Origin of the sequence: Pseudomonas sp. Irchel 3A5, assembly GCF_900187575.1 — a bacterium.
In the GTDB taxonomy this organism is placed as follows: Bacteria; Pseudomonadota; Gammaproteobacteria; order Pseudomonadales; family Pseudomonadaceae; genus Aquipseudomonas; species Aquipseudomonas folii.
Window position 1 is genome coordinate 133,920 of the sequence record NZ_FYDU01000016.1, and the last position, 23,080, is coordinate 156,999.

General features: G+C 58.4%; 23 protein-coding genes. 7 read left to right on the top strand and 16 right to left on the bottom strand.

What is annotated here, in order from left to right:
- Positions 1-44: 44 nt before the first annotated feature.
- The gene (locus tag CKW31_RS24075) at positions 45-2,228 is read left to right on the top strand and encodes a TonB-dependent siderophore receptor (RefSeq protein ID WP_095100776.1); all 2,184 of its coding nucleotides are present in this window, start codon (positions 45-47) and stop codon (positions 2,226-2,228) included.
- Positions 2,229-2,448: 220 nt separating this feature from the next.
- On the opposite strand, the gene CKW31_RS24080 is transcribed toward CKW31_RS24075, so the two are convergent.
- Both CKW31_RS24080 and CKW31_RS24085 read right to left on the bottom strand, forming a co-directional pair.
- Positions 2,449-3,144, bottom strand: coding sequence for a tRNA (adenine(22)-N(1))-methyltransferase TrmK (locus tag CKW31_RS24080; RefSeq protein WP_176469966.1), 696 nt, complete (start codon positions 3,142-3,144; stop codon positions 2,449-2,451).
- 297 nt (positions 3,145-3,441) lie between these two features.
- Positions 3,442-4,062 (bottom strand): glutathione S-transferase family protein, encoded by a 621-nt coding sequence (locus CKW31_RS24085; protein WP_095100780.1) that lies wholly within the window; start codon positions 4,060-4,062, stop codon positions 3,442-3,444.
- 152 nt (positions 4,063-4,214) lie between these two features.
- Here CKW31_RS24085 and CKW31_RS24090 point away from each other — a divergent pair, with 152 nt between their 5' ends.
- The gene (locus CKW31_RS24090; protein WP_095100782.1) at positions 4,215-5,270 is read left to right on the top strand and encodes a permease; all 1,056 of its coding nucleotides are present in this window, start codon (positions 4,215-4,217) and stop codon (positions 5,268-5,270) included.
- A 22-nt stretch (positions 5,271-5,292) separates the two neighbouring features.
- On the opposite strand, the gene mnmH is transcribed toward CKW31_RS24090, so the two are convergent.
- The 3 genes from mnmH to CKW31_RS24105 all read right to left on the bottom strand — a co-directional run bounded on the left by mnmH (position 5,293) and on the right by CKW31_RS24105 (position 8,012).
- A complete protein-coding gene (gene mnmH / locus CKW31_RS24095) occupies positions 5,293-6,393 on the bottom strand; it encodes a tRNA 2-selenouridine(34) synthase MnmH (RefSeq protein ID WP_095100784.1) in 1,101 nt (366 codons plus the stop codon).
- Positions 6,393-7,427 (bottom strand): selenide, water dikinase SelD, encoded by a 1,035-nt coding sequence (gene selD / locus CKW31_RS24100; RefSeq protein WP_095100786.1) that lies wholly within the window; start codon positions 7,425-7,427, stop codon positions 6,393-6,395. Before selD ends, mnmH begins: the two co-directional genes overlap by 1 nt.
- 159 nt (positions 7,428-7,586) lie before the next feature.
- Positions 7,587-8,012 carry a helix-turn-helix domain-containing protein gene (locus tag CKW31_RS24105; protein WP_095100788.1) on the bottom strand — a complete coding sequence of 142 codons (426 nt, stop codon included), beginning with the start codon at positions 8,010-8,012 and terminating at the stop codon, positions 7,587-7,589.
- 112 nt (positions 8,013-8,124) lie between these two features.
- Between CKW31_RS24105 and CKW31_RS24110 the strand changes: the two genes are divergently transcribed.
- Positions 8,125-9,315: an MFS transporter gene (locus CKW31_RS24110; protein WP_095100790.1), complete on the top strand. Its 1,191-nt coding sequence runs from the start codon at positions 8,125-8,127 to the stop codon at positions 9,313-9,315.
- 72 nt (positions 9,316-9,387) lie between these two features.
- Here the strand turns inward: CKW31_RS24110 and CKW31_RS24115 are convergent, their stop codons facing one another.
- On the bottom strand, positions 9,388-10,137 hold the full coding sequence (locus CKW31_RS24115) for an SDR family NAD(P)-dependent oxidoreductase (protein ID WP_095100792.1): 750 nt from the start codon (positions 10,135-10,137) through the stop codon (positions 9,388-9,390).
- Between the two features lie 202 nt (positions 10,138-10,339).
- Between CKW31_RS24115 and CKW31_RS24120 the strand changes: the two genes are divergently transcribed.
- The gene (locus CKW31_RS24120; RefSeq protein WP_176469967.1) at positions 10,340-11,233 is read left to right on the top strand and encodes an AraC family transcriptional regulator; all 894 of its coding nucleotides are present in this window, start codon (positions 10,340-10,342) and stop codon (positions 11,231-11,233) included.
- Positions 11,234-11,399: 166 nt separating this feature from the next.
- Here the strand turns inward: CKW31_RS24120 and CKW31_RS24125 are convergent, their stop codons facing one another.
- The 3 genes from CKW31_RS24125 to CKW31_RS24135 are packed head-to-tail and all read right to left on the bottom strand — an operon-like array spanning position 11,400 to position 13,535.
- Positions 11,400-12,377, bottom strand: coding sequence for a trans-acting enoyl reductase family protein (locus tag CKW31_RS24125; protein WP_095100796.1), 978 nt, complete (start codon positions 12,375-12,377; stop codon positions 11,400-11,402).
- Positions 12,374-12,775 carry a VOC family protein gene (locus CKW31_RS24130; protein WP_095100798.1) on the bottom strand — a complete coding sequence of 134 codons (402 nt, stop codon included), beginning with the start codon at positions 12,773-12,775 and terminating at the stop codon, positions 12,374-12,376. Before CKW31_RS24130 ends, CKW31_RS24125 begins: the two co-directional genes overlap by 4 nt.
- A 16-nt stretch (positions 12,776-12,791) precedes the next feature.
- The gene (locus CKW31_RS24135; RefSeq protein WP_095100800.1) at positions 12,792-13,535 is read right to left on the bottom strand and encodes an SDR family NAD(P)-dependent oxidoreductase; all 744 of its coding nucleotides are present in this window, start codon (positions 13,533-13,535) and stop codon (positions 12,792-12,794) included.
- A 138-nt stretch (positions 13,536-13,673) separates the two neighbouring features.
- Here CKW31_RS24135 and CKW31_RS24140 point away from each other — a divergent pair, with 138 nt between their 5' ends.
- Positions 13,674-14,576: an AraC family transcriptional regulator gene (locus CKW31_RS24140; RefSeq protein WP_095100942.1), complete on the top strand. Its 903-nt coding sequence runs from the start codon at positions 13,674-13,676 to the stop codon at positions 14,574-14,576.
- 65 nt (positions 14,577-14,641) lie between these two features.
- On the opposite strand, the gene CKW31_RS24145 is transcribed toward CKW31_RS24140, so the two are convergent.
- The 5 genes from CKW31_RS24145 to CKW31_RS24165 form a co-directional block, all read right to left on the bottom strand.
- The gene (locus CKW31_RS24145; RefSeq protein WP_256582719.1) at positions 14,642-14,956 is read right to left on the bottom strand and encodes a hypothetical protein; all 315 of its coding nucleotides are present in this window, start codon (positions 14,954-14,956) and stop codon (positions 14,642-14,644) included.
- 12 nt (positions 14,957-14,968) lie between these two features.
- On the bottom strand, positions 14,969-15,454 hold the full coding sequence (locus tag CKW31_RS24150; RefSeq protein ID WP_095100804.1) for a hypothetical protein: 486 nt from the start codon (positions 15,452-15,454) through the stop codon (positions 14,969-14,971).
- Between the two features lie 232 nt (positions 15,455-15,686).
- Positions 15,687-16,772 (bottom strand): aromatic ring-hydroxylating dioxygenase subunit alpha, encoded by a 1,086-nt coding sequence (locus CKW31_RS24155; protein WP_095100806.1) that lies wholly within the window; start codon positions 16,770-16,772, stop codon positions 15,687-15,689.
- The gene (locus tag CKW31_RS24160) at positions 16,757-18,361 is read right to left on the bottom strand and encodes a GH3 auxin-responsive promoter family protein (RefSeq protein ID WP_095100808.1); all 1,605 of its coding nucleotides are present in this window, start codon (positions 18,359-18,361) and stop codon (positions 16,757-16,759) included. Before CKW31_RS24160 ends, CKW31_RS24155 begins: the two co-directional genes overlap by 16 nt.
- A complete protein-coding gene (locus CKW31_RS24165; protein ID WP_095100810.1) occupies positions 18,361-19,290 on the bottom strand; it encodes a fatty acid desaturase in 930 nt (309 codons plus the stop codon). The genes CKW31_RS24160 and CKW31_RS24165 overlap by 1 nt, the downstream gene beginning before the upstream one ends.
- Positions 19,291-19,413: 123 nt before the next feature.
- Here CKW31_RS24165 and CKW31_RS24170 point away from each other — a divergent pair, with 123 nt between their 5' ends.
- Positions 19,414-20,280, top strand: coding sequence for a metal-dependent hydrolase (locus CKW31_RS24170; RefSeq protein WP_176469968.1), 867 nt, complete (start codon positions 19,414-19,416; stop codon positions 20,278-20,280).
- A 24-nt stretch (positions 20,281-20,304) separates the two neighbouring features.
- Positions 20,305-21,213 (top strand): hypothetical protein, encoded by a 909-nt coding sequence (locus tag CKW31_RS24175; RefSeq protein ID WP_095100812.1) that lies wholly within the window; start codon positions 20,305-20,307, stop codon positions 21,211-21,213.
- On the opposite strand, the gene CKW31_RS24180 is transcribed toward CKW31_RS24175, so the two are convergent.
- Both CKW31_RS24180 and CKW31_RS24185 read right to left on the bottom strand, forming a co-directional pair.
- A complete protein-coding gene (locus CKW31_RS24180; RefSeq protein ID WP_095100814.1) occupies positions 21,201-22,316 on the bottom strand; it encodes a hypothetical protein in 1,116 nt (371 codons plus the stop codon). The two genes, CKW31_RS24175 and CKW31_RS24180, sit on opposite strands and share 13 nt — an antisense overlap.
- Positions 22,310-22,975: a hypothetical protein gene (locus CKW31_RS24185; protein ID WP_176469969.1), complete on the bottom strand. Its 666-nt coding sequence runs from the start codon at positions 22,973-22,975 to the stop codon at positions 22,310-22,312. The genes CKW31_RS24180 and CKW31_RS24185 overlap by 7 nt, the downstream gene beginning before the upstream one ends.
- Positions 22,976-23,080 lie beyond the last annotated feature (105 nt).

Consider the following 23,080-nt stretch of genomic DNA (forward strand, 5'->3'; position numbering starts at 1 on the left):
ATTCTCATAAGCGCTACTTTTTCTATTTGGCCAGGAAGCGATTCATGTCCCGCTCTACCCCGCTGCGCAGCTTCAGTCCGTCACGCAATCTATTAGCCATGGCCATCTGTATGGCCACAATCACTCCGTCAATGGCCGATGACAGCAGCGATGCAAAAGCGAAATCCGTCCCGACTACCGTGGAACTGGGCGCCAGTGAAATCAACGCGACACAACTGCAACTGGGTAGCACCACAGAAGGAACCAGTTCTTACACCACCGGGGAAATGGCGACAGCGACCAAGCTACCGCTGACCATGCGAGAAACACCTCAGGCGGTCACCGTCATCACCCGTCAGCGCATGGACGATCAGGCCATGACCAGCATCAATGATGTGGTCAAAGCCGCACCAGGGTTGTTTCTCAACTATGCCAACGGTCCTGGTCGGCAGTCCTACATGTCTCGGGGTTTCGACATCGATAACCTGATGTATGACGGCATCCCCAGCGGCTACAGCGGCGTGACGATCGGCGCACAGCCTAATCTGGCGATGTTTGACCGGGTTGAAGTGGTACGCGGTGCCACCGGCCTGGTCACTGGCGCAGGTAATCCGTCAGCGGCAATCAATCTGGTGCGCAAGCGCCCACTGGCGGAACAGAAAGTCACCCTGACGGGAGCCGCCGGGAGCTGGGACGATTATCGCGGTGAGCTGGATGCCTCCAGCCCGCTCAATGACAGCGGCACCTTGCGCGGCCGGGTTGTCACGTCCTACCGCGACGCCAACAGTTTTATTGATGGCGTAGAAGAAGACCATGGCTTGTTCTACGCCGTCACCGAAGCGGACCTGAGCGATGACACCACCCTGACCCTCGGTTTTTCCCATCAGAAGGACAAGACCAACTACTTTTGGGGTTCTTCGATGATTGGCGAGAACGGCCATCACTTGAACCTGCCGCGCTCGTACAACCCTGGTACGGACTGGGAGAACAAGGATCAGGAAATCAACACCGTTTTCGCAGAACTGCGCCAGCAACTGGCCAATGACTGGAAACTTCAGATCAACGCCAATTACGCCGAGCAGAACGGGTTGTTCTCCGGTTCCTATCAGTCGCGCTGGGCTGCGGACAGGACGCTGCAGCGAACTGTCTATCAGTCTGCTCACGATGAGAACCAGGCCGGGCTTGATGCGTTTGTCAGTGGCCCTTTCGATGCGTTCGGGCGCACACATGAGCTGGTAGTGGGTGCGAGCAAACGCCTCTACGACATGACCACCCACAACTACTCGCCGTATGACTTGTTCTGGCCGATCGATGCCGGTAAGCCGGACTTTATTCACACCGGAAACACTCGCGAAGTCACGACTCAGGATGGTGTGTACATGACCACTCGCCTGAGTCTGGCCGATCCGCTGAAGCTGATCCTTGGCGGTCGTCTGGACTGGTACGACTACGACAACCGTGATGGCGACGGCGACTACAAAGTCACTCGCAACGTAACGCGCTATGCAGGTCTGATCTACGACCTGGACGACCACCACTCGGTATACGTCAGCTATAGCGATATCTTCACGCCGCAGGTTGAAAAAGGTACCTCTGGAACGCCGCTCAAACCCATTGTGGGCAAGAACTACGAGATTGGCATCAAGGGCGAATACTTCGACGGCGCACTGAACGCAAGCATGGCCGTATTTCGTGTAGATCAGGAAAACCGTGCAGTAAGCGTGGTGGTGCCGGACTGCCCACAAGCGTCTTGCTCAGAGGCTTCCGGCGAGATTCGCAGCCAGGGCATCGACTTCGAACTGCAAGGTGCGCTGACCGAGAACTGGCAGGTTGGCGGTGGCTATACCTACGCTCGCACGCACACCATCAAAGATGCATCTGCGCCGCAAAACGTTAACCAGCGTTTTGACACCGACCTGCCGGAACATCTGTTCAAGCTGACCACCAGCTACCACTTCCAGGGCCCACTGGAAAAACTGCGCGTCGGCGGCAACGTTTCCTGGCAGAGCCGCATGTACAACGACATCAGCCTCACTGACGGTGGCAGCTATCGCCTGGAACAAGGCAGCTACGCCATCACCGATTTGATGGCGGGCTATCAGGTTAATAAAAACCTGGACCTGCAGCTCAACGCCAACAACGTCTTCGACCGCAAATACTACTCAAGCATCGCCGACTCCTCGGACTACGGCGGCGACAGCTATGGCACTCCGCGCAACATGATGCTGACGGCAAAGTATAGCTTCTGACCGGCCGTTACTCTGTCAGGTCTCTGTAGGAGCTCACGAGCACCGCGAGGCAGCGATGGCTTCCTGCCTGATACACCGCTATCGCGGCCTCGCGGTGCTCGTGCGCTCCTACAGGCCCCATGTGTGCTGCGCGACAGCGTGGTATCAGGGGCACCGGGATGGCTCCTACAGATCATGTGGTTACCGAAAGATATCCTCGGTCACCAATCCCTGAGCATGCTCATGCCAGCAACTCAGTAATCCACCGAACCTGCCGCTCTGCCTCTTCCAGCTTCTCCTCGGGCAGCGCTTGTCGAGCCCGGGCGAAGTGGTTCAAGGTTTGCTGCTTATGACGCAGCATGCGGCGCCACTTGATTAGAAATGCCGGGCTGCGAGCCTTCATCTGTAGCGGGCCGAAGTACAGTTCCTCGGCGGTGTAGGCCACAGGCCCGGCGCGCTCGGCAACGATGACTTCGTAGTCGAACCGGTTCTCCCGCAGGACTTCCTCACTGAGGATGCAATAACCGTTTTCCATCAACCACTGGCGCAGCGGCTGCTCGCCACCGTTGGGCTGCAGGATCAGACGCTCTTCGCCAGTCAAATGGGCTTTGCCGCTGTCGAGAATGTCGCGGATCGTCTCGCCGCCCATACCGCAGATGCTGATGGCCGTAATCCCGTCCTCCGGCTGGATCGCCGCCAGACCATTGGCCATGCGTACGGTGATCAACTGATCCAGATCGTTCTCGCGAACCGTGCGTTCGGCCGAGAGAAACGGCGTCAATGCCACCTCCCCCGCCACTGCCGCCGCAATAGATCCGCGGCGCATCAAGGCGACCGGCAGATAACCGTGATCCGAACCGATATCGGCCAGTCGCGCCCCCGCAGGCACATGCGCCGCGACGCGCTCCAGGCGCTTGGACAATGTCTGTTCGTTCAACTGCAGCCCCTTTCACGCTCAAGTCCGGCGCGATTGGCCGTACAGGGGCGCGATTCTGGCGAGCAATGCAGCACATATCAACCTCATGCGACGTCAGCCTTGGCTCGCTGCCCACCTGAAATCCGCCTGTGGGAGATTCTATGTTCGCCTGCAAAGTGGATTGCGGCGTGGGACCGGCTTTAGCCGGGAAGGGAATATTCCTGACAATACACATGTGTCGGCTGCAACGGCCTCTTCCCGGCTGAAGCCGGTCCCACGTCGCCTCGCCATACCTGGAATTGCGCAGAACCTGTGGAATCAGAAACACCGCCGCGCCAACGCAGTTGCTACATGACTATCAATATACAACAGCGCCGCATGAAAGCCCGGCCGTGATAGTCGCAGATGTTCACGTGCGCCCGCCCATCGCGTCACAACGCAAGCCAGAATCTCGACAGCACCGGGGTTTTCGGGTCGCCACGCCGCGGTATGTTCGAACACGTCACTGAAAGTGTCCCAGTGCTCATACAGGCGAGACCTTGCGCCGCTGATCAATTGTTGCAACTGGTCTTTATTCGCGGCGGGCAACCAGCGCTCCGGGTAATCGATGATGCCGATGGCTGCGTAACAGTTGGAGGCGATGTACGCCAAACCGCGTAGTTGTATAGCTCGTTCAGACGGATTCAGGGACAGCAGCCCTGAGGCAGGAAACTCCAATCCGAGACAGGTCAATATCGCGGCGCTTTCGGTCAGCACGGAGCCGTCGGGTAAAACCAGAGTAGGCACTTGTAGTAGCGGATTAATCCGTCGCAGCTCATCCCGGCCACTGCCCTCCTCCCAGGAACTGGCCTCCACCAACCGGTAATCGGCGCCGCAATATTTCAGCGCTATCTCGATAGCCGCCGAACCGGAACCCTCTGTCCCGAAAAGCGTGTACATGTTTCAACCCTCCATTGGCTGTAAGTGAAAGTATTAGTTAGCGGCGATTACACACTCCGGGCCAATCCCTGCTTTCCTGGCGGCAGGCATTGTTGCCAACTGACAGCCAGCGTTGACGTATCATAGACGTTCGCTTACGCACGGATTTCATAATGATTAGCCAGTCTCCTCCCTCCACAACCCGCTCTTGGGCATTTTGGTGCAAACCGGCGGTGTTTCTGCTGGTGGCCGTCATCGGCCTGTATTACGTCAAGTGGTCACCTTATTATCTCAAGTCGTTCATCGCCGCCGATACCCATAGCATTGGCGGCTCGATCCTCAACGATAATCTGACGTCGCCCTTGTTGGCTGCGCTGACTTATGCGCAAGTGTATTTTCTTGCAATCTGGAAGGCTGCCGTTCTGGCGATCATCCTTGGCTCGTTGGTACAGGTGCTTATTCCCCGCGACTGGTTGCTGCGCGCGTTCGGAAAAGCCGGCTTCGGTTCTACGCTGCGGGGGAGCTTGTTCGCTCTGCCGGGCATGATGTGCAGCTGCTGTGCGGCTCCGGTGGCGGCCGGGCTACGGCGACAGAACGTGTCGGAGGGTGCGGCGTTGGCGTTCTGGATTGCAAACCCGGTACTCAACCCCGCCACCTTGATCTTCATGGGCTTCGTACTCGGCTGGCAGTTCACCGCCCTGCGCCTGGTGGCCGGCGTTGGACTTGTGCTCGGTGCGTCGTTACTCGCCCAGCGCATGTCGCGACCAGAAGCGCTGCCGAAAGCGGCTGTGGATGCTGTTGAGGTGGCCACTGCCGCAGATACCCGCAGTCTCCCGGTGCAGTGGTTACGCACGATGTGGCAGTTGTTCTGGACCACCATCCCGATCTACGTGCTGGCGGTGCTGATCCTCGGAGCGGCACGGGTATGGTTATTCCCTCACGTTGATGGAGCAATGACCAATAGCTGGCTATGGCTGGTACCACTGGCTGTCGTGGGCACTTTGTTTGTGATCCCCACTGCGGCAGAAATTCCTATCGTGCAGGCCCTCATGGGGGTCGGCTTGGGTACAGCTCCAGCAGTAGCCCTATTGATGACGCTGCCGAGCGTCAGCCTGCCGTCGCTATTGATGCTGCGCAAATCCTTTGATCGTCGGGTACTGGTGGCCGTCGCGTTGCTGACCATGCTGGTGGGCATTATCAGCGGCATCATCGCGGCGCTGGTCTTCTAGAAAGGCGCAGGCGCCGCTGGGTTCACGCGTGGCGGCGCTGCAGTAAATAGTCCCTGACGGCGGCCTGGTCACCGGCAAACTCTATACGCTCGGACTTGCTGTCACGCTGGTAGGCGTACATGGGGTCATAGTATTCGTTGAGCAATTGCTCGATCCATTGCCGATGAGCGTCCACCAGTCCCGTTGCCTGCTGGATCTGCAGGGCGCTGTCCATAATCACCGCCAGGCGATTGTAGCGCTCTCCCCCCAGGCGCCTGAGATTGCTGGCCAGACTCTGGCGCAGGCGTTCGGCGAACGCATTGAATCCTTCCTCCGCGCCATGGACAGCGACAAAATCTGCGCACAGGTCGATAACGTAATCCTTGAGGATCCGTTCAACCCGGCTCTCGACGCTGTCTTGCAGCCACACCAGAGGCGCGGATTGCATCTGCCGAAACAGCGAAAGAGGCACCGCACGGCTGCCAATCGCGCGACCTTCGTCCTCGAGTACGAAATGTTCGGCACCGCGATGGCGTTTCTTCAGGATGTCCACAGCCAGAGCATTTTCAAAGTCGATCTGCCCGGGCTGAGCACTGACACGTTTACCGAAGCTGGAGCCGCGATGGTTTGCGTGACCTTCGAGGTCGAGGGCGTTACTCAACCCCGCCAGCACTTCAGTCTTGCCGGAACCGGTCAAGCCCCCGACCACGACCAGTTCACACTCCTGAACGGCGCACTCGATGGTGTCGATAAGGAAGGTGCGCATTGCCTTGTAACCGCCTAGCACCCGCGGGTAAGGAACACCGGCGATGTCTTCCAGCCACTGCTGGGTGATCTGCGACCGCAGGCCACCGCGAAAGCAATACAGATAGCCTTCCGGCTGAGACCGGACGAACTCCGCCCAGGCCTCAATACGTGATTCCTTGGTAGCCCCGGACACCAACTGATGCCCCAAGTCGATGGCGACTTGCTGTCCCTGTTGTTTATAGGCAGTGCCGACGGCCTCACGCTCGGCATCGTTCATCAGCGGCAGGTTAACGGACTGACCAAAGGCCCCCTTGGCGAACTCCACGGGTGCGCGGACGTCCATCAGCGGGATATCGTTTAAAAAAATATGGCGCAAGTCGGCGCTGTTGTCCCGCATCAGAACACCTCAACGGCTTTGGTCTGGCGCTCGATGAGTGTGCCAATCGGGTGCAGGCTTAGGCCCTGATCGGCGGCGGTCTGCAGAAATTGCGCCTGGCCCTCTGGCGCTACTGCGACCAGAAGGCCGCCACTGGTTTGCGGGTCGCATAGCAAATGTTTTTGCCAGTCGGTCAATTTGCCAATGCGGCCCCCATAGCTGTCAAAGTTGCGCAACGTACCCCCGGGTACGCATCCTTGCTCAAGGTAATAATCGACACTGGCCAGGCGCGGCACGGCGCTGGCCTCGATACGTGCGGTCAATCGGCTGCCGTCAGCCATTTCCACCAAATGACCCAGCAGGCCGAAACCGGTGACATCAGTCATCGCGGTCACCCCGGCAAGCTTGCCGAAGCGGCTGCCTATCGTGTTGAGCGTGCACATCTGGTCGCGCGCCACGCCAATGTCGGCGTCCCGCAGGAGTCCTTGTTTCTCGGCGGTGGTTAGCACACCGATCCCCAATGGTTTGGTCAGATAAAGCGTACAGCCCAGGGTAGCGGTGTCGTTACGTTTCATAAAACGCTTTTCGACCAGACCCGTGACCGCCAGGCCGAAGATTGGCTCTGGCGCATCAATGGAGTGTCCACCGGCCAGCGGGATGCCCGCAGCATCACAAACTGCACGGCCACCGCGAATCACTTCGCGAGCGATTTCCGGAGCAAGCACGTTGACCGGCCAGCCGAGAATGGCGATGGCCATGATTGGATCTCCACCCATTGCATAGATATCGCTGATAGCGTTGGTGGCGGCAATACGGCCAAAATCGTAGGGGTCGTCGACGATAGGCATGAAGAAATCGGTAGTTGAGACGACTCCGCGCTCCTCATCAATGGCGTAGACCGCCGCGTCGTCCCGCGAAGCATTACCCACCCAAAGCTTTGGATCGAGATTTTGTGCGCCGCTGCCAGCGAGGATCACCTCAAGCACTTGAGGCGATATCTTGCAACCGCAACCGGCGCCGTGGCTGTATTGGGTCAAACGGACCTTTGCGCTCATTGGATGCCACTCTGCGTGTAAAGGGTGGCAGTCTAACAGAGGCAAAGAACAACAGATTGCGCGGACTTAGCACGCTGACGCAGCCCTGAATGCCTAACCAACGAAAAGCCGGTCCGCGAAGCTCTCTAGCCCTTTCACGACCCGGTAGTCGAATCGGCGTCAGTCCTCTTTCACCACATCCTCGGAACCAGACAACTCAAGAATCGCTTGGGCACTGGCCATATTAGCTTCCAGTTCGTCGAGTTCCTGGGGGTGCTCTTCTCCCCAACGGTAGAGCATTTCGACGGCCTCGGCGAAAGTCTTGCCCAGCGGCGTCAACTCATATTCCACCTTGGGCGGCACGACACTGTGCACGTGGCGCGCAACCAATCCTCGCGCCTCTACGTCACGTAGCGTTTGCACGAGCATTTTCTTGGAGATGCCGGGCAAAGCCCGTTGTAATTGTCCGGTACGACAACGTCCACCCGGCCATCGATCCAGTGCGTGCAGCACCAGGCTGACCCACTTTACGGTGAACAACCCCATGACCCTGCGTGGGGCGCAACTGGCGTCAAACACCAGTGGTGTAGCGACAATTTCAGGCATCTTATGGTTACCAATAGGTATCTATGTCCCCATATAGTACCTAATTTCCAAGAATGCTCTAGACCTCTACTATTCCCCATCGACCACGCACTTCAATCGAGAGGGACTGTTCATGCCTGCTGCCATTTGGGCACTCGCCATTGCCACCTTCGGCATTGGCACCACTGAGTTTGTCATCGCCGGTCTATTGCCAGGGATTGCAGCCGAGTTCGACATTTCCTTTTCCGCCGCAGGCTACATGGCGACGAGCTATGCGTTAGGAGTGTTCGTAGGGGCACCCTTGCTCATCATCCTTGGCGCCCGCGTGCCGCAGAAAGCCATGCTGGTATCGCTGATGGGGTTCTTCATCGCCGGTAACCTGTTGACGGCACTTTCGCCTACATTTGCCTGGGCCTTGACCGGTCGGGTCCTCACCTCGCTGACACACGGTGCGTTTATCGGAATCGGATCAATTCTGGCATCGGAACTGGTGGCACCCAACCGCCGAACCAGTGCCATCGCTTTCATGTTCAGCGGCCTGACACTTGCCAACCTGATAGGCACGCCAGCGGGCACCTGGCTGGGACAGATGGTTTCCTGGCGGGCGACGTTCATGGCAATCACCGTGATAGGTGTAGTGGCGATGCTGGCTGTAGCGTTGCTGGTGCCTAAAGGCAAACAGCATGAAGTTCCGAGTTTGCGCCGCGAGCTCTCAGCGTTCGTCAATGTGCACGTTTTACTTGCCATGGGCATTACGGTGCTCGGGCCCGCTGCGTTCTTCACGACCATCACCTACATATCGCCAATGATGACGGAATTAACGGGGTACTCGGACAATGGAGTAACGGGCATCCTTTTTCTATTTGGCCTGGGACTGTTCATCGGCAACCTGCTCGGTGGCAAGCTAGCGGATCGCGCCTTGATGCCCTTGTTGTACTTCACCCTGGCGGGACAGGCGCTGGTGCTGTTCGTGTTTTTCTTCGTGGTGGAAAGTCGTTTGGCGTCGGCCTTGTGTGTATTGCTGATGGCGGGCTTCGGCTTCGCCAGCGTGTCGCCCATTCAGCGGCTGGTGATGGACAAGGCGCGTGCGGCTGGGGCCCCCAATCTCGCCGCCTCCGTGAACATAGGCTTGTTCAACCTGGGGAACGCAATTGGCGCCTGGCTCGGCGGCTGGGTGATTGCCTTGGGGTTTGGTTATGCCGCGCCCAATTGGGTGGGAGGTATTCTGTCAACGTGCGCATTGGTACTGGCAATCGCGTCTGGATGGCTCACGGTTTCTCATGTGACCAAACGCAAGGAAGCAAGGGTCTGCCCTGCGATCTGAATCAAACCGGCATTTGCCTTGGCGATACCATGAGGTGCACGTTGCCGTGCACCTCGCTTTTGAACTGGCGTCTTAATAACCTACACCGCGCACACCACCGGAAGCCCTGATGGATTCGCCTGTTACCCAATGCGAATCTGCGGAGGCCAGGAACACGGCCAAAGGCGCAATGTCTTCTGGCTCACCGAAACGCCCCAACGGCGTGCCTGCCAGAATTTTCTCACCCAATTCACCCGCAAAATGCCCATCGGTTGCAGGCGTGTTCGTGTGCCCCGGCAGGATCGAGTTGACGCGAATGCCACGCGGCCCCAATTCCCTTGCCAGTGCAAAACTCAACGTGTCGACCGCCCCCTTGGTCGCCGAGTACACACTCGACGCCAGGTAGGGGTCGGTGCTGAGGATTGAGCTGATATTGATGATGCTTGCTTCGGAGCCCATCAGCTTGACGGCCTCTCGTACCGCGAGCAGGTAGCCGAGTACATTGAGATTGATCTGCTTATGAAAGGCTTCTTCAGTCAGATCATCAATCATCTGGAACACCGCAACGCCAGCGTTGTTGACCAGCACATCCAGCGTCCCATACTTTTCACCGACCGCTGCAAACAGGCGCACAACATCAGGCCCGTGGCTCATGTCTGCTTGTATGGCAAAGGCCGAGCCGCCCTGGGCTGTGATATGAGTCACTACTGCATCAGCATCGACCTGGCTGGAAGCGTAATTGACGATGACGGTTGCGCCCTGGGCAGCGAGTGCCTTGGCGATCCCGGCACCTATACCTTTCGACGCCCCCGTGACAACCGCGATTTTTCCTTCGAGTTTCATAACGTGACCTTTTGAAGTTGACTGACATGAGGCTTCGTTGCTGTCGGGTTGCGAACAACGGGAGTGCAACGAACCGTGTGCCGTCAGTATTCGGCCAACGAGCGAACTAACGTTTGTCGGTTATTCGCACATACTTGCCTGATCTTCTCGGCTGGCTTGCTATGAACAGGGATGTAGCTCACGGTAGGCCATGGAAAAGCCAATGACAGAACTGCGCCGCATCGTGATGCGCGCCCAGGATAAATGGACGGACACCGGTTTGCCTCGTGTAGCCATGGTCCGTGCCGAGGCCTGCGCCGATCAGGTCTATCAGCCGATGTTGCATCTGGTGCTTCAGGGCACAAAGACGTTATCGATAGGGGAAGAAGTTTCTCGGTACAGCGCAGGGAGTTACTTTCTGGTGCCTGTTGACGTGCCCGCGACGGGCCAGATTCACGCCAGTGCAGCTGATCAACCCTATCTGGCCGTCAGCCTGACCCTGGACGCCGATGTGATTGCTACGTTGCTGATGGACGAGGGCAAGATGCCGAGGGCGCCGCAGAACTCATGCTTCCAGGGCGTGCTCGCGCCGGATGAAATGATTGACGCATGGGTACGAATGATGCGGCTTATGGATAAACCGCATGAGGCCGCGGTGCTGGCACCGATGATCGAACGCGAGATTTTGTTCCGTGCCTTGCAGGGTCCTCTGGGCGGCATTCTCCGGGACGTTGCCCGTCCGGATGGGCGCATGACACAGATCCGCCGTGTCACTCAGTGGATTCGCGAGCACTACACCGAGCCTTTTCGCGTCGAGCCGCTCGCGCGCATGTCAGACATGAGCGTTGCCGCCTTCTATCGGCATTTCAAATCGGTCACAGCCATGACGCCTATTCAATATCAGAAGCGCCTGCGCTTGTTGAGGGCTCGGTGGTTGCTGCTGTTCGATACGCTGGACGCTACGTCCATTGCCTACACCGTGGGCTATGAAAGCGCGTCCCAGTTCAATCGAGAGTATGCCCGGCTATTTGGTCTGCCACCTGCCCGGGACGCGGCAAGATTCAGGTCGCCGATTGCCACAGAACACACGCTCAATGAACTGACGGTGGCGCTATGACCAGCTAATGCTGAATTAAAACGCAGATCTGCAGGAGCCGTCCCGGTGTCCCCGGCACTGCGCTGTCGCGCAGCAAACACGTACCCTGTAGGAGCGAGCTTGCTCGCGATTCGATTTCCTGGTCGACGAATTTATCGCCTGAACTGACGCTATCGCGAGCAAGCCCCTAAAGGTCAGTGATTACCGTCCCTGCAATGCTTTGGGCAAATCCGCCGCCGAAGACCTGCGTCGGAGTGGAAAAGCCTGCGCGCCGCTCTCCGCTCAATACACGGCGTGCCGCTTCAACAGCCGCCAGCGGCGTATAGGAATAACCATTTACGGTTTCGATCACGGACCGTGAAATCGCGCCATCAGCCCCCATAATCTCGACGGCCGCATGCGCTCGATAAGTATCCCTTTCTTCTGCACTCGGTCCGTCCGGCAGGAGCGAGAGATCGCCCTCTGGAAAAGCTTCGCCAGAAAGATGCACAAACATCGCAATGTTGGGGATACCGGTCGAATGCCACCCCGTCACCAGATCACCGAAAGACAGCGGCACACATAGAACCGGTCCCTCGCCGAAATCAAAGTGGCGTGGCTGGGCATCTGGGGTTGCAACGAGTTCACCATCGACTCGCGCGAGGACACCGGCGCCAATGATTTCGCTGACGCTCATGGCTGACCCACGAGACATTGATCCTGGCACCTGAAGCGCAATGCTCAAGGCCAGAGGCTTGGCGACACGCTGAGCGACATGGACCGCAAGTGAGTCGGAAGGGACAACATCCCATCCGACACCAGGCAACAGCATGACCTGTGCCGCATTCGCTTCAGCCCCCAGCCGCTCGGCCAGCCGGTAAACGTTGATCTCGGCGGTAATGTCCAGATAATCGACGCCAGCCTTGATGCAGGCGCGCATCAACGCCTCTGCCGTTTGCGCAAATGGCCCTGCAAAATTCAACAGAACCGAGATGCCAGACAGAAACTTTTCAACATCCAGACCAGTATCAAACACGCGAAAAGGTACATCCAGCTGTGCAGCAAGCGCGGCAATTCGCGGTTGATCACGCCCGGCGATTTCAAATTTCAGACCTGATGCTTTCGCACGTTCTGCAGCCATGCGACCGGTATAGCCCGTAGCTCCGTAGATCAGAAGTGTGCTCATTGGGTGTGCTGCCAGTTTTTGTAAACAAACTCCAGGCTGTACCCATCCGGGTCCAGCACATTGGCGGCGTAGTACGCCGGGTCGTAGTGCAATCGCGCACCGGGAGGGCCGTTGTCGATTGCGCCCTGCTTGATCGCAGCGTCATAGGCAGCTTCAACTTCAGCCTTGCTGTTGGCCACGAAACCGATGTGGACAGCGCGACCTTCGACTACCCCTTCACGCAACCAGAAAAATACCCGACCATTGGCGCCGAAGCCTTTCAGATCAGGATGACCCGGCGGACCGTCCTTGCCGTCGTAGTCCAGGCGTCCGGTAATGCCCAGTGGTACAAGAACACCCTCATAGAAGCTGATGGAACGCGCGATGTTGCTTACCGACAGAAAAATATGATCCAGCATGGCAAAACCCTCTCGCTCAGATGTTGTAACCGCCTGCGACTTCGATAGTCTGGGCATTGATCCAGGCGCCCTCTTCGGACAGCAACATGGCGATCACACGAGCGACATCCTCGGGCTCACCCACCCTGCCAAGCGCCGTTTGCGACGCCAGCATCGCTTCAAACTCATCGTTTAGCCCCCCGCCCAGTTCAGTGCGGATAGCGCCGGGTGATACGGCGTTGGCTCGAATACGCCGCTCGCCAAATTCTTTAGCCATGTAACGGGTCAAGACTTCAAGCCCGCCCTTGAAGGCTGCATAGGGCGCAACACCCGCAGTGGCTACCCGGGTAGTTGCGCTGGTCAGATTGACGATGCTGGCGTTTTCCGCCAGTAGGGGGAGTAGTGCCTGCGTGAGGAAAAACGGGCCCTTGAGGTGCACATTGCACAGGCCATCGAACTGCGCTTCGGTGACCGTGGCCATGGGATTGAACAGGCCATATCCCGCGTTGTTGACCAGGCCGCTCAACGAAGTAGCCGCCCAGGTTTCACGCAGAGCCAGCACCACTTCCTCGCGAAACGCATCGAAGCTGCCAACGTCAGCCACATCGAGTTTTAGCGCAACGGCCTTGCCACCGGTCTGCTCTATGCGCTCCACCACCGACGCTGCGGCTTGCGGGTTAGAATTGTAGGTCAGGATGACTCCCATACCTCGTTGAGCAGCGTGCTCGGCTGCACTTGCACCGATTCCACGGCTGCCGCCAGTAATGACAATAACGCCCATGTGAATTTCCTCTGTGGTTCAAACGTGACTCCACAGTACGCATCACACCGTCCAGGGTCGTACCCGTTCCTACTCGAAACCTGCCCGTTTCTGCTTTTTGCTTGCGCATCGCCATGCTCTGCCCTCAGCATGCTGCAGATGGACAAACAACTGAATGAACTCAGGTCGCTCGCGGCCGGAGCTGAAAACCGGCGTACCGAAACGGGCATCCCGCGCGTGGCCATGGTTCAGGGCAAAATCCCCGAACACATGCTGGCGGCTGTCTATGACCCGATGATCAACCTGATTCTGCAAGGCAGCAAAAGCATGACGGTGGGTGATCGAACGCTGCGGTACGACCCTGCGACCTATTTCGTGATGTCCATTGAATTGCCAGCGGTAGGTTCGGTGCATCCCGCCGAGTCCGGCGAGCCCTACCTGGCAGTCAGCCTGACACTCGATCCCACTGTGTTATCCACGCTGTTTGCTGACTTGCCTGAACCTGCCAGCCGCATCGATAAGAACCCCGGATTTTCGGTCGCGCCGGTCACAACCGAGCTGATGGATGCCTGGGTGCGAATGCTGAGACTGATGGGCGATCCAGATGCCATTGCGGCCCTGGCGCCGGTCTACGAACGAGAGATTATCTTCCGTGCACTTCAAGGTCCCCATGGCTGGATGCTGCGAGAAATTGCAGCACCGGATACCGCCATGGCCCGGGTGAATACAGCGATCCAGTGGATCCGCCGCGACTTTGCTGAGCCGATCCGAGTGGAAAGCCTCGCGCAACGCGCGTCGATGAGCGTCTCGGCCTTCCACCGTCACTTCAAGGCGGTGACTAACCTGAGTCCGTTGCAGTACCAGAAACGCGTCCGCCTGCTCCACGCCCGAACGTTGATGGTCGGCAGTGCCAAAAGCGTCATGGCTGCGGCCTTCGAGGTCGGCTACGAAAGTGCTACGCAATTCAGTCGGGATTATTCACGGGTGTTTGGGCTTCCTCCGGCAAAGGATGCCGACAGGATTCACGGGGACACCAGAGCGTCTGGAAACAAAGCGGTTTGATGAACCGATAATGATGTGGGTGGATAGCTGATTAATTTGCCAGGTCCGCCTCATGTGCAACGTGGCTAATCAGCAAACAACTCTGCATAGAACGGATCATGAATGCCCAGCACATTGACCTCGATATAGTCGTCCTGATACTCAACCGAGTAATCCAGAATCCCGACGCCTGCACATGGAATAACCTGGCCATCCGACGTTTCAACCGTTAGCGCGAGTGCCGACTGATCCGAATGATTAGCTCGGCATTCGCTCTGGATCAAACGGTACCCATCGGCGGGATCGAATTGCCCGAAAGCAACTCCCATTGAAGGATCTGTATTTTCGAGCGCCGAATGCCCCACCAGAGTTGTCCCGCTATAAACTGAAAATCGAGCCATGTGTTTTCCCGCTTAGCCCTCAAGCTCGAATTGTTGAAACCCCACACGCTGGACATAAATAAAAAAGTCATGGTCTGGTTCGTAACTTTCCAGGCTTACGCAGTGTTGCTGACACAGATCATCTTCGAAGATCAGGGTCTGATCCCAATCGAAATCAGGATTTTTCGAAATTGCGTAGCTGGGATTAATGTTGTCCAGTCCGAACTGGATTGAGTAAACATGCAACGGCGACTCCCCCATCATATGAGCCTGGCATAGCCGTATTAATTCGGCCATTTGCGCCTTGCATTGCTTTTCGGCAAACATCAGCGCTTGCGGCAAATCCTCCCATGCAGCATTAACGAGGCGCTGAGCTGCGGCAAGCCGACGGTCAGGCGACTCGCCATTGCGGTGCTCGACGTAGATCAATCGGCTCCCGAACTGGAACTCGCATAACCAGACGCCCGACGGAGCGCGCCAGTGTCCGAGCATGGATTCGGTTAACAGGTTGATGGCCATGTTGAGCGCTTTGCAGAACGAAAGGTGCTTAGGTTAACTGCTCAGTACCCAGCCTGGGAATCAAGTAACCCCTTGCGACCGACCCTTCACCAGCACATCAATTGGCAGAGCATTCCAAATCGAACAGCATGCCTTCAGTCACCACCTTCTTGCGGAGTTGTGCTGCCTGTCACTGAAGCAACTGGCGAATTCAGTTCAGCCGAAGCTCAAAGCCGGTTGAAACACCAGGCTGTCAAAGATCGAACCGGATCCGCCGCTCGCGACGCTGTGCTTCCGGCAGCGCCTCGCCGCGCCGAACCGCTGCAAGCAACTGTTCGACGCCCACATGGATGGCGTCGGCAGGTACATTGCACGGTTTGAAGTTCGCCACGTTGTCGAGGCCTTCGCGGTGTGCGCGAATGATTTTGACGTCCTGCTGAATCACGATGTGCGTGTACAGATGAATGAACGGACGCAGTATTCGCAACACCCAGCGCGGCATCGGAAAACGGTAGGCGATGTAGGTGTAGACGCGTGACTGGCGATCATTGACCGGGGTGATCTGGCTGACGATCAGAAAGCCTGAGCGTGCGCCCCACAAGTAGTCACAAAAGGTCACATTCGGCGCCAGGAAGCGATCCGTGTGCACCAGCGCCTCGCCGTCCGGGTTAGTCAGCCATTGCATCAGGCCGATCTCGTCGACTTCATCGTGATAGACGACCTCGATGCTTTGCGCCTTGCAAGCCAGCGTCGCCTCCATTGCGCGACCGCTGCTCGACCGAAAAATACCTTCATGAACGAATACCGTGTGCGGCACATCCAGAAAATTCTGCACCAGACTGCCTACATCGGCGTCAAAGGTGTTGATCATGAAATAGGATTGCCACGGACGCTCGCCATAGGCGGGAAGCCGGAAAATCGGTGTACCGCGAGCATCGCCTATGCCGGTGTACACCCAGACCAGCCCATCCTGCTCGCACACCGCAAAATGGCGCTGCCGATAGCGATAACCGGGCGACTTCGGTTCGCCCTGCTCGGCATCCACGCTGGGAATATGGGCTACGCGCCCGTTCGCGTCGTAGCGCCAGCCGTGATACGGGCACACCAGGCAGTCATCGGTGATTTTACCGGCCGACAGCCGGGTGCCACGGTGCACGCACTGGTCAAGGAGCGCCGCCGCCTTTCCGCTGCGCTGGCGAAAAAGGACGATGTTCAGGCCGAGAATCGTCGCCCGGTAAGGTTTGCCTTTGCGCAATTGCTTTTGCGTGCACGCCACATACCATTGCTCGCGCGTGCCATCGTCAGATGTGTAAGTGTCGCTGCTCAAAGGTGCGGGCATTCAGGTTCTTCCGTGATTGCAAGGAGGGCATTGGCCGTGTCCAGACGACTGATCAATGAGCGCGGTTTGACGTCGCCCGCACGAATGCCGGTTGCCTCCGCCGCGCGCTGCAGCAACGCTGCGAGTTTTTGCGCGCCGCCACTCACCAGACGCACACGTACCGGCCCCAACTGACCGAGCGTGCGCGCATGACCATAGTGAAAGGAGCGTTGCAACGCTGTGTCGATGTCGCTTGCCAACACCTGCCAGGGTGTAGTCGATGATGTCGACACAAGGGCTACATAATGCGGCAGTGTGTTTCTGGAGTCAGGGATCAGGCATGCGCTGTCTGAACTGTCGATGCACTGCGCCAGAACACCCTCGACAAGCTGTTCATCCAGTTTCTCGCCCACCAGATCGCAGGCACTTGCGCTGCGCCCGACAAACTCCACCCTTGGCGTACAGCCCTGTTTGCCGACCACACGCACCCGATCACCCAAGGCATAACGGTAGAGACCCGCCCCGGTGGTCAGCAACACTTGCGCGGTTTCGCCCATGCGTAGCGAGTGAGCGCCTTTCGGCAGGCCATTGTCACCGACGAATTCCAGATAGTGACTGCCAATCGCCAGCGGGCAACCTGCCCCTTCGCCAAACGGCACGCTGACCACGCCTTCGGTGGCGAACAAACCTTTTGGCAACCAGCGAGCCTGAGGAAAACGCGCCGCCAGTTGCGCGGCGTACCCGCGACTAGGCCCGTCCATCCAGCAGCTGACCGCTGCCAGACGCGGCCATAACTCGGTGAATACCCCTTGAGCACGGGCATGGCGCAAGGCTTGTTTGCGCGGTGCTGGCAGCATTGCTTCGAGCCAGTCACAGGTCTGCGGGCTTTCGGGGTTTTCGGTGTCGAACAACGGTTGTAGCAGGCTGCTCAGAAACGTCGGGCTCCACACGCTGATAATGCTCAGGTCGGCATCGGCGACCAAGGCCAGCAGCGTTTGCCTGCGCCAGTGCACAACGTCATGAGCCATGTCGGGGATCAGCAAAGTGCCCGCCAGCCCGGCAATTGCACTGCCTTGCAGGTATTGCAGATCGCTGACACTGCCAATCGGGATGCCATTGACGCTCATGGCAGGTTGCTGCAAGGGCGGCGACATGGACCAGTAGCCGCTGCCGTGGCTGATTTCCGGAACCTGCCGGTACATATCAGCCAGCCAGACCGTCAGCGAGCCCTGCAACTGGGCAAGAAATTCCCGCGTGTAGGGGATATGTTTCTGCAACGCGCTATTGCCGCTGCTGCGCTCGAAAAACAACGGTGGGCTGGTAGTCAGCACCGCGCCGCGGTCGTGCTGTGCCTGTTCGATCCAAGGCTGCAATTGTGCGTAAGTGTGGAGCGGCACCTTATCGCGAAAGTTGCTGGCGTTGCGGATCCCGGCAAAGTCATGGGCACGGCCAAACGCACAATCGCGATTGGCCGACAACATGCCTAGCAACAAACGCTCCTGAGCCTGCTCGGGTTGCTCGAACTGCGTCTGCCAGTGGTCCAGTGCGGCGTGCGTACTGTCAATGAATGACTGCCACAGCGCTCTTTTCAAGTCGCCATCGGTCTGCATCAAAAGTAGGTCTTGTCGAGACTGGACAGGTCATCGGGCAATCGCTGCGGCGGCGTGAACACCTGGAGCCAGCCGAACCACAGTGGCCGGGTTTCCTTGAGGTCCGATGCCGCATGCATGTGCTGCCAGTGCATCTGCGAATGACGGTGGTGAGTCAGGTTGTAATTGAAGTTGAGGAATGCCCAGCGAACCAAACGTGGCGCTCGCATGTTGTAGGCACCTTCGACGACATCTATCGGGGTACGCATGTGGTAGACCCACTGCAGTGACGACCAGGAAAAACCGAATGCGATGTAGGTAACGAGCACCACTTCCCAGGTCCAGCCAAACAGGTACGCGCACGCCAGCCACACGATAATGCCCGCAACGACTTCCTTGCGGATACGCCGAAAGTCGTCGATGGAGAAGTCCTTGAACGCCGCTGCATAAGTGTTGACCTCACCACTTTGCGACCAGCGATCGGCCACGCGCGGCGGCAGCAAAGGCAGCAGCAGGCTGCCGATGAATGCCGCCAGCCAGATACCGCCGAGCACCGCAAAATAGTATTCCAGGCGTTTGCGCAGCAGCGATTCATCCGGCATGGCGAAGTCCGCCAGCTCAGCACGCGTACGGTTTCGCGAGTGATGCCCGAGGTGGTTGATGTGGATCAGCGTCGCGGAGGCGCCAAACAGGGTGGAAGCCCAGCACATCATCAGGTAATTGGTGGTCTTGTTACTGTGCGCAAGGCCGTGAAACGCCTCATGCATCATCGAGAACACGCCTTGCATGACCAGACAGAACGGAATCAGGATTAGCCATTTCCACGCACCTGCGTCGGTGTGCGACAACCATGTGAGGGTCCCGCCCCAGAGCAGCGTCTGGAGAGCCAGCACCGCCAGATTCGCCGTGTCGAAACGGCGTGCTGGCAAAATATCCTTATAAGTGCGCATAAAGTAACCACATGTAAAAATGCAGAGTATACCTGCCCGCGCATGCGGAAGTTTATTCGGCAGTTTCAAGCCTGCCGGACTCTGGCACACTGTCGCCCTGATCATCACCGTAAGCCGGGCACCATGTCGCTGTTCAAACGCATCCTCTCACGACGCTCGGCGGCACAGCTCTCCCCGCAGGTTATCGCGTACCGCTCGATACGCTTTACCTTCGATGAAAGCATCCCACGTTACTGGCACGCAGGTCGGGCGCACACCACGCGCTTTTTCGACTGCCTGTCGTTCATGTTCCCTCAGGGGGAGAGAATCTTCATCGAAAGCGTGGTGCATTTTCGCCACAAGCTCGACAAGGGCAGCGAGCTCGACAAGGCGGTCGACGACTTCATCTATCAGGAAGCGTCACACATGCGCGAGCACCGTGCCTACAACCAGCGGCTTGGCGCACAAGGCGCGCCGGTCGAAAAACTGGAACGCATGCTGCTGCGGCGTAGAAAGGAAAGCGAGCGGCTACCGGCCAGCTTCCGACTGGCGCTGACCGCCAGCCTTGAACACATCACCGCGATACTTTCAGATCAGCTTTTGCGTAACCCGGCATACCTCAGGGGCGCCGACCCGACAATGGCAGGCCTGTGGCGCTGGCACGCTCTGGAAGAGATCGAGCACAAGGCGGTTGCCTATGACGTGCTGTGTGTCGTCGAACGCAACCCGGTATGGCGTTACTTGCTTCGCTGTGTGGCGATGATCAGCCTGTCGGTGTATTTCACCTTCGATCTCGCATACTTCACCTATCACTTGGTGCACGGCGACAAACAACACCGCAACTGGCGTGAATGGCTGCGTTTGCAGTGGTGGCTGTTCGTCAATCCGGGCCTGCTTTCGCGCATCGTGCCTGCCGGGCTGTTCTGGTTTTTGCCCGGTTTCCACCCCAACCGCATCGATACCCGCGAGCTTCTCGACAGTGCTCGCCAGGCGCTCGATGAACAGCGTTGAGCAAAGCGATCAGGGCCGATCCGCATGACGAATATCTGGACCCCCGAGGGTTTTGACGACTGGCAAAGCCATTTCCCGGCTACAGCCTTCGTGCGCCCGCCTGCAGCACTGGACTGGACCGAACTGTTCCTCAAAGGCTGGAGAACGCCCCGGCTCGGCCTGCCGAAAGACACGCTGGTGGTGCTGGTTGCAGGGCTTTATTCGGAATTCATACTCTATTGCAACCGGGCCTGTGCGCGGTCGCTGAAGTCCGAGGGCTACGAGGTCCTGCGCATGCCGGTGCGCTCCTCGCGCGGCGTAATTACGCAGGGCGAACACATTGCGACGGTACTCGGCAGGCGCCTCAGACCAGGGCAGCGGTTTGTGGTGCTGGCGCACAGCAAGGGCAGTCTGGACACGCTGGCGACGCTGACGCAGAACCCGTCCCTGCTCGACGCCTGTGACGGCATCGCGCTGGTGCAACCGCCGGTTGGCCCCTCGCCGATCATCGATGACTTGCTGGGCTACAGCACTCCGGAAGGTGGCCCGGGCTATGCCATGGACCGGTTTCGTCAGGCGATGGTCAACAGCACCCTGCTCGCCGAAGGTACACGGGATATCAGCAGCCAACGCGACCCGCAGGTCGCCAGCATGCTCTCGGCCCTGCCCGATACGCTGCATTGTGTCCATGTTGTCAGTTGGTCAGCGGTGCGCCGCTCGCGCTTCGACACTCACCATCAACGCCTTAACGCCCTGCGTCCGGGGCATGCACATGATGGCCAGTTTTATATGGAAGACCTTGCAATACCAGGCCTGCCGCAAATCTGCCTGCCGGATGTGGATCATGGCCAGCCGATACTGGGCGGCGCCGGGTTTGATCCGGCAAGGTTCTGGCGGACGTTACTGGAAGTCCTGCACCAGACCCTGCCGGTCAGAACCCATCACACCAGGTAGATCTCGAACCCCGGAACTCCCGCCGCACTCGCCTCGGTAAAAACAGGGGTGTTGCTGCCGCAGGGGGCCGTGTAAAGATCCATCGGCAAGGACACGCTGCGGTAACGGCGCAGCGCCGGCCACAGCGGGTCATGGTCGTACAGGCATAGCTGCATCAGCGAATATTCTTTGCGCACCTGCGCCCAGGCGACATCCAGCAAAGCGGCAAACACCTGGGGATCACGCTGTCGAACCTGTAAATGAGTCAGGTAGATATCTCGCAGCGCGTTACCCGGCGAGGCAATGCCCGGTCGGCCAGCCAACGGTGCGACCGCGTTGTAACCCAGACGCAGCAACTGCTGGGCCACGGGCATCTGCTCGACAACGATCCGTTTTATCTTTCCTGCATCCCATGGCGCAACACAGCCGAGCAGGTTATCGCGCTCATCGACCGCCAGCAGAAACGAGCCAATGCTGAAGTCAGGCCAGTGGCTGAGCCTGCGCTGGAATTCTGCTTCGCTGAACACGCAGCCAAAGGATTGCCGTGACGACTCGCTGTCGAGAAACGCCCTCAGTGCATCCAGATGTCGCGGCCCCGCTTGCATCACTCGCACCCTGGGGCATGTGCGAGGTGCGCGACTCAAGCCGCGCTGGCCATACACCGAAACATTGCTGTAGCCACGCCAGTGGGCCAGTTTCAACGGGTTTGCACGCCGTCGTCCCAACAGCGATTGAATGGCCAGCGGGTTATCGCGAATGATGCAGCAGTAAGCTTGCTGCACGCCTGTCTGCAGGGACAGATCGGCGAGACGCGTCTGGACTTCTGCCATCCATGAGCGGGACAGCCTGCGGTCGGGCATCAGCCGCAAATCACCCAGATAGGCAACCGGTTCAGCGCTGCCCTGCAGGTAACCATCGCGTACCACCAGACTGGCCGAGCCGCGCAGCTCGCCTTCCGGGCTTTGGGCGACCCAGGTGCGGTGATCGGCGGCATGGCAGTTGTGCAGGGCAAAGTAATCCGGACTGCGATCAAAGCGCAGCGGCATGCTGCCGCGCATGGCGTGACGCTGTTGAAAATCCAGAAGCTGCGAGTTGTCCGCCGTACCCGCCTGACGAATCAGCACGTTGAGTACTGCTCGGCCATGATCAGGCGTCGCGCCAACGGCCGCAGGTTTTCAGGCGTGAAGCGACACAGGCAAACCAGCTCGTCGCCCTGAGCATAACCAGGGTTTTTCTGCAGAAAGTAGGCAACGTCCGGCAACCTCGCATGATTTTCCGACACCTGTGCAAGCTCTGCGGTCAGCCGCCCCTGCGGTGTCTTGAAGGACAGCAGGCCGGTTGCCGGGTCGTAGGCATCGCCAAAACGCGTATACGCCAGGTGATCCATCAACGCCTGCACATGAGGTTCGGTCAAATGCCCCGCACGGGGTGCGTAATCCAGTACCATCGCCCGCAGATAGCGATAAGTCCGGTGCCCTTTGCAGATCAGAAACCAGTACAGGGGCACGTCGGGAGCCTGACGCCACAGGTCGCCAATCAGTCGGGACCAGGCGAACGCGAGCTGCTGGCTGCCCCAGTGTTCAGGGGTAATGATGGTGTCGCCGGAAAAAATAAACCTGCCGGGCTGGTTGTCCCAGTGCATTTCAAACAGCTTGAGCGTCGAAAAGCCCATGATCGTGTCAGAGGCGTCCCGCAGCACGACGCAGTGGGTCTTGTCGTCAAGATCCTGCTTGAACCGTAACAGACAGGTATCCTGATAACAGGCGGAATAAATCTCGAACATCCGATCAATATCATTCGGTTGCAGATCGGAGCGCGGTACAGCGGTCGCGCACAAACTCATGGAGGCCTTCGATGTATGGATACACAATGACCGGATTCTGAATGG